Genomic DNA, 6,240 nt, shown 5'->3' on the forward strand with positions numbered 1-6,240 from the left:
GAATGACGGTGCCGGCACTGGAGGTCGATGGACTGCGCCACAGCTATGGCGGAAACCGCTTCGCGCTGGAGGATGTCGGCTTCCGCGTGATGCCCGGCGCCTTCACCTGCCTGCTCGGCCCCAACGGCGCAGGCAAGAGCACGCTGTTCGCGCTCGCCACCGGCCTGCTGCGGCCGACCGCCGGAAGGGTGCGCATCCACGGCCACGACATCGCGCAGGCACCGGGCGACGCGCTGGCCCATCTCGGCGTGGTGTTCCAGCAACCGACCCTCGACCTCGACCTGACGGTGGTGCAGAATCTCCGCTATTTCGCGGCCCTGCACGGCATCGGCCGGCGCGAGGCCGACCGGCGGATCGAGGCGGAACTCACCCGTCTGTCCCTGTTCGAACGGCGCGGGGAGAAAGTCCGCGCATTGAATGGTGGCCACCGCCGGCGGGTGGAGATCGCCCGCGCCCTGCTGCACCGCCCCACCCTGCTGCTGCTGGACGAGCCGACGGTCGGGCTGGACATCCCCGCCCGCCGCACCCTCATCCGGCACGTCCACGCCCTGTGCGCGGAGGACGGCATCGCCGTGCTGTGGGCCACCCATCTGATCGACGAGATCGACCCCGTCACCGACCATGTGGTGGTCCTGCACCGCGGCCGGGTTCGCGCCAATGGGCCGGTCGCCGCGGTGAATGAAGAGACCGGCTGCGCCACCGTGGCGGAGAGCTTCGACCGGCTGACCGCCGCCAGGCCCACCGCCGAGGTGGAGGCCGCAGCATGATCGGCCGGCAATTCAAGGGATGGTGGATCGCCTTCCAGGGCATCGTCTCGCGCGAGGTGCTGCGCTTCGTGCATCAGCGCGAACGCTTCCTCGGCGCGCTGGTCCGACCGCTGGTGTGGCTGTTCGTCTTCGCGGCAGGGTTCCGGGCCGCGCTCGGCATCGCCATCATCCCGCCTTACGAGACTTACATCCCCTACGAGGTCTACATCGTGCCGGGGCTGATCGGCATGATACAGCTGTTCAACGGCATGCAGGGCTCGCTGTCGATGGTCTATGACCGCGAGATGGGCAGCATGCGCATCCTGCTGACCAGCCCGCTGCCCCGCGCCTTCCTGCTGCTGGCACGACTGCTGGGCGGGGTGGTGGTGTCGGTTCTCCAGGTGGCGGCCTTCCTGCTGATCGTCCGGCTCTACGGCATCGACCTTCCGGTCTGGGCGCCGCTGACCGTGCTGCCGGCCCTGCTGCTGAACGGGCTGATGCTGGGGGCGCTCGGCATGGTCCTGGCATCCACCATCCGCCAGTTGGAGAATTTCGCCGGGGTGATGAACTTCGTGGTCTTCCCCCTCTTCTTCCTGTCCTCCGCCCTCTATCCGCTCTATCGCATGGAGGAGGCCGGCCAGTTGCTGTGGTGGCTTTGCAATCTCAATCCCTTCACCCACGGGGTGGAATTGATCCGCTTCGCGCTCTACGGCCGGATCGATGGGCTGTCGCTGGCGGTCGTCACCGGCGCCACACTGCTGTTCGCGGCTTTGGCGGTGCGCGGCTACTCCCCCGCGCGCGGCATGGGATCGCGGGCGCCGTCGGCGGCGGGATGACGCCTCACGCCGCGTCGTGGAAGATGATGCCCAGCGTGTGGCGCGCGCCCGAGCGCACCGGGCTGACGCCGTGGCGGTGGCGGACTCGGTAGGTTCCGCGAGTCCCCTGCACCGGACGCTGATCCACTGCGAAGATCACTGCCTCCCCCAGCCCCAGCGGCACGACGGTGGCCCGCGACTGCATGCGCGGCCGCTGCTCGGTCAGGACGAATTCGCCGCCGGTGAAGTCCGATCCCGGCGCCGACAGCAGGATGGCGACCTGCAACGGGAACACCGTCTCGCCATACAGGTCCTGATGCAGGCAATTATAGTCGCCGGGACCGTATTTCAGCAGCAGCGGCGTCGGTCGCGTCTGACCTGCCGCATGGCAGCGCTCCAGGAACTCCGCATGATCCGCCGGATAGCGGGTGTCGAGCCCCATCGCCGCCGCCCAGCGATTGGCGACCGGCGTCAGCCGGCGGTAGAGCGGTGCGCGCAATGCGGTGATCGGCTCCGGCAATGGATGGGTAAAGTACTTGTATTCCCCTTTGCCGAAGCCGTGCCGCTCCATCACCACCCGGCTGCGGAACGGGGTGTCCTGCTCATAGAGTCCCGCCAACGCGTTGCAGGCCTCGCCATCCAGCAGCGGCCCCGCGACCGCATGCCCGACCGAATCCAGTTCCGCTTCGATGCGCGTCCAGTCCAGCGTCTCCGGCATCCTCACTGCGCCGCCTCCTTGCGCTCGCGGTCCAGCAGGTCCCGTTTGCGCTCCACACCCCAGCGATAGCCGGACAGGGCGCCATCGGACCGCACCACCCTATGGCAGGGGATCGCCACGGCGATCGGGTTGGCGCCACAAGCCCGCGCTACCGCCCGCACGGCCGCCGGCTCGCCGATGGCGCCGGCAATATCGGCATAGCTGACGGTTCGTCCGGCCGGGATGGCACGCAATGCCTGCCACACCCGTTGCTGAAAGGCGGTCCCGCCGATGTCCAACGGCAGGTCGAGCCCCGTCCCCGGTGCCTCGACAAACCCCACCACCCGCGCCACGGTCGCCTCGAATGCCGCATCACCGCCGATCAACTCCGCTTTGGGAAAGCGGTCCTGCAGATCGCGAAGCAGCAAGTCGGGATCGTCGCCCAGCAGGATCGCGCACACCCCACGCTCCGTCGCCGCCACCAGGATCGAACCGAGCGAGCAGACCCCGACCGCCAAACGGATCGTCTCTCCCGCCGCGCCCTTGCGATAGCTGGTCGGCGTCATCCCCAGCCGTGCCCCCGCAGTCTCGTAGAAGCGTCCGGATGAACCATAGCCGGCCTCATAGATCGCTTCGGTCACGCTGCCGGCCTGCTGCAAAGCGCCGGCAACGCGGGCGGCGCGGTTGGCCTGGACATAGGCACGCGGGGTGACGCCGGTCACCTGTTTGAAGATGCGGTGGAAGTGATGCGGGCTCATCCCCGCCGCATTTGCAAGTTCCTCCAGGCAAGGCGCCTCCTCCGCCTCCTCGATCAGGCGGCAGGCGCGTGCCACGGCCTCGGCCCGGCGGTCGTTCTGGCTCGGCCCATCCGGCCGGCAGCGTTTGCAGGGTCGGAACCCCGCCTGCTCCGCCTCGGCATTGCTGGCATAGAACACGACATTCTCGGGACGGGCTGGGCGCGCGGCGCAGCTCGGCCGGCAATAGACCCCGGTGCTGCGAACCGCATAAACGAAGCGTCCGTCGGCAGCAGGGTCGCGGCGGCGCAACGCTTCCCAGCGATCCATTTCGGAGTTGGCCGCTGCGGAGATGCCTGCTGCGAAGATGGTCGTGTCGGGTGCAACGGTCATGTGTCCCTCTCCCTGCATGAAGCTTACAGGCTCGGTGGCGAGATGAGGGAGCAATGTGAGCTGTCAGGCGGGTCGGCACACTCCGCCGCTTGCTTTCGAATTGCTGCGATGAGGCCCGAATGCCGAAACGCCCCGGCTCGTTGGAGCCGGGGCGTTTCTGAATTGATGAAAATGCAAGCTTGAGCTTATGGATTAGCGTCTCTTGAGCCTGAGTGACCTGGCGGCGACCTACTCTCCCACGTCTTAAGACGCAGTACCATTGGCGCGGAGGCTTTTCACGGCCGAGTTCGGGATGGGATCGGGTGTTTGACACCTCGCCATGACCACCAGGTCACCAAGGCTCAAGACCGACGCTTATCCGAAAGCTTCGCTTGTTCAGTGCAAGTGAGGGAGGATGTATCGAACTGCGGTGCGTGCTGTCAAGGCTGCTGTTTTGAGCAGGCTTGCTGCTGCGCATGGCGCGGTTAGTGGGGTCGAGATCAAGCCGATCGAGCGATTAGTAAGGCTTAGCTTCAGACATTGCTGCCCGTCCACATGCCTCCTATCGACGTGATGGTCTGTCACGGCTCTCAAGGGAGCTCTGGTTTAGAGGTGGGTTTCCCGCTTAGATGCTTTCAGCGGTTATCCCGTCCATACTTAGCTACCCGGCCATGCCACTGGCGTGACAACCGGTGCACCAGAGGTATGTCCATCCCGGTCCTCTCGTACTAGGGACAGATCCTCGCAAAACTCCGACACCCACGGCAGATAGGGACCGAACTGTCTCACGACGTTCTAAACCCAGCTCACGTACCACTTTAATCGGCGAACAGCCGAACCCTTGGGACCTGCTCCAGCCCCAGGATGTGATGAGCCGACATCGAGGTGCCAAACGACTCCGTCGATATGGACTCTTGGGAGTCATCAGCCTGTTATCCCCGGCGTACCTTTTATCCGTTGAGCGATGGCCCGTCCACGTGGAGCCACCGGATCACTATGGCCGACTTTCGTCTCTGCTCGACTTGTCAGTCTTGCAGTCAGGCGGGCTTATGCCATTGCACTCGACGAGCGATTTCCGACCGCTCTGAGCCCACCATCGCGCGCCTCCGTTACACTTTGGGAGGCGACCGCCCCAGTCAAACTACCCGCCATGCAGGGTCCCGGACCCGGATCACGGGCCACGGTTAGATGCCAGAGACTTCAAGGGTGGTATTTCAAGGATGGCTCCACACGAGCTGGCGCCCATGCTTCCAAGCCTCCCACCTATCCTACACATGAAGTCCCTAGCACCACTGCAAAGCTGTAGTAAAGGTGCACGGGGTCTTTCCGTCTGACCGCGGGAACTCCGCATCTTCACGGAGAGTTCAATTTCGCTGAGTTGGTGTTGGAGACAGCGGGGAAGTCGTTACGCCATTCGTGCAGGTCGGAACTTACCCGACAAGGAATTTCGCTACCTTAGGACCGTTATAGTTACGGCCGCCGTTTACCGGGGCTTCAATTCAAGGCTTGCACCTCTCCTCTTAACCTTCCGGCACCGGGCAGGCGTCAGACCCTATACGTCGCCTTGTGTGGCTTCGCAGAGCCCTGTGTTTTTAGTAAACAGTCGCTACCCCCTGGTCTGTGCCCCCCGCCTGGACTTGCGTCCAAACGGGGCCCTCTTCTTCCGAAGTTACGAGGGCAATTTGCCGAGTTCCTTCAACACCATTCTCTCAAGCGCCTGGGTATACTCTACCAGTCCACCTGTGTCGGTTTGGGGTACGGTCTATACGGCGGGGCTATTTCCTGGAACCGGTCCACAGCATGTCCAATCCGATAAGGACATACACGCTTTCCGATCCGTCACCTCCGCCAGGCCCACGATTATTAACGTGGTTCCCATCGACTACGCCTTTCGGCCTCGCCTTAGGGGCCGGCTCACCCTGCGTGGATTAACCTTGCGCAGGAACCCTTGGACTTTCGGCGACAGTGTTTCTCACACTGTTTGTCGCTACTCATGTCAGCATTCTCACTTCCGATACCTCCAGGCGGCCTCACGGACACCCTTCGCAGGCTTACGGAACGCTCCGCTACCACGCGATCATAAGATCGCATCCGCAGCTTCGGTACACGGCTTGAGCCCCGATACATTTTCGGCGCAGGCCGGCTTAACTAGACCAGTGAGCTATTACGCTTTCTTTAAAGGATGGCTGCTTCTAAGCCAACCTCCTGGTTGTCATGGCCTTCCCACATCCTTTCCCACTTAGCCGTGATTTGGGGACCTTAGCTGGCGGTCTGGGCTGTTTCCCTCTCGACGATGGACCTTAGCACCCACCGTCTGTCTGCCGGACTGCACTCTGCGGTATTCGGAGTTTGGTTAGGTTTGGTAAGGCTCGCGCCCCCCTAGCCCATCCAGTGCTCTACCCCCGCAGGTGATATCCGACGCGCTACCTAAATAGCTTTCGCGGAGAACCAGCTATTTCCTGATTTGATTGGCCTTTCACCCCTAGCCACAGGTCATCTCCGACTTTTTCAACAGGCGTGAGTTCGGTCCTCCAGTGCGTGTTACCGCACCTTCAACCTGCCCATGGCTAGATCATCAGGTTTCGGGTCTAAAGCATGCAACTCGGTCGCCCTATTCAGACTCGCTTTCGCTGCGCCTCCACCTACCGGCTTAAGCTCGCTGCATACTCTAAGTCGCTGACCCATTATACAAAAGGTACGCCGTCACCCCATGAAGAGGCTCCGACTGCTTGTAGGCATCCGGTTTCAGGAACTGTTTCACTCCCCTTGTCGGGGTGCTTTTCACCTTTCCCTCACGGTACTGGTGCACTATCGGTCACTGAGGAGTACTTAGGCTTGGAGGGTGGTCCCCCCATGTTCAGACAGGGTTTCACGTG

General features: G+C 63.2%; 4 protein-coding genes and 2 rRNA genes (1 of these 6 only partly in view). 2 read left to right on the forward strand and 4 right to left on the reverse strand.

The features are described from left to right. Positions 1–2 precede the first annotated feature (2 nt). Both PWS46_RS19670 and PWS46_RS19675 read left to right on the forward strand, forming a co-directional pair. On the forward strand, positions 3–767 hold the full coding sequence (locus PWS46_RS19670) for an ABC transporter ATP-binding protein (RefSeq protein WP_434622211.1): 765 nt from the start codon (positions 3–5) through the stop codon (positions 765–767). Then, a complete protein-coding gene (locus tag PWS46_RS19675; protein WP_434622213.1) occupies positions 764–1,582 on the forward strand; it encodes an ABC transporter permease in 819 nt (272 codons plus the stop codon). Before PWS46_RS19670 ends, PWS46_RS19675 begins: the two co-directional genes overlap by 4 nt. A 4-nt stretch (positions 1,583–1,586) precedes the next feature. On the opposite strand, the gene PWS46_RS19680 is transcribed toward PWS46_RS19675, so the two are convergent. The 4 genes from PWS46_RS19680 to PWS46_RS19695 all read right to left on the reverse strand — a co-directional run. Then, a complete protein-coding gene (locus PWS46_RS19680) occupies positions 1,587–2,279 on the reverse strand; it encodes a 2OG-Fe(II) oxygenase (RefSeq protein ID WP_434623025.1) in 693 nt (230 codons plus the stop codon). Positions 2,280–2,281: 2 nt separating this feature from the next. Continuing rightward, positions 2,282–3,385 carry a bifunctional DNA-binding transcriptional regulator/O6-methylguanine-DNA methyltransferase Ada gene (gene ada / locus PWS46_RS19685; protein ID WP_434622215.1) on the reverse strand — a complete coding sequence of 368 codons (1,104 nt, stop codon included), beginning with the start codon at positions 3,383–3,385 and terminating at the stop codon, positions 2,282–2,284. 215 nt (positions 3,386–3,600) lie between these two features. Beyond that, positions 3,601–3,716, reverse strand: a 5S ribosomal RNA gene (gene rrf, locus PWS46_RS19690). A gap of 144 nt (positions 3,717–3,860) precedes the next feature. Continuing rightward, positions 3,861–6,240: ribosomal RNA gene (locus PWS46_RS19695) — 23S ribosomal RNA — on the reverse strand (it continues 366 nt past the right edge of the window).

This window comes from Azospirillum sp. B2RO_4 (genome assembly GCF_051124815.1).
Classification (GTDB): domain Bacteria; phylum Pseudomonadota; class Alphaproteobacteria; order Azospirillales; family Azospirillaceae; genus Azospirillum.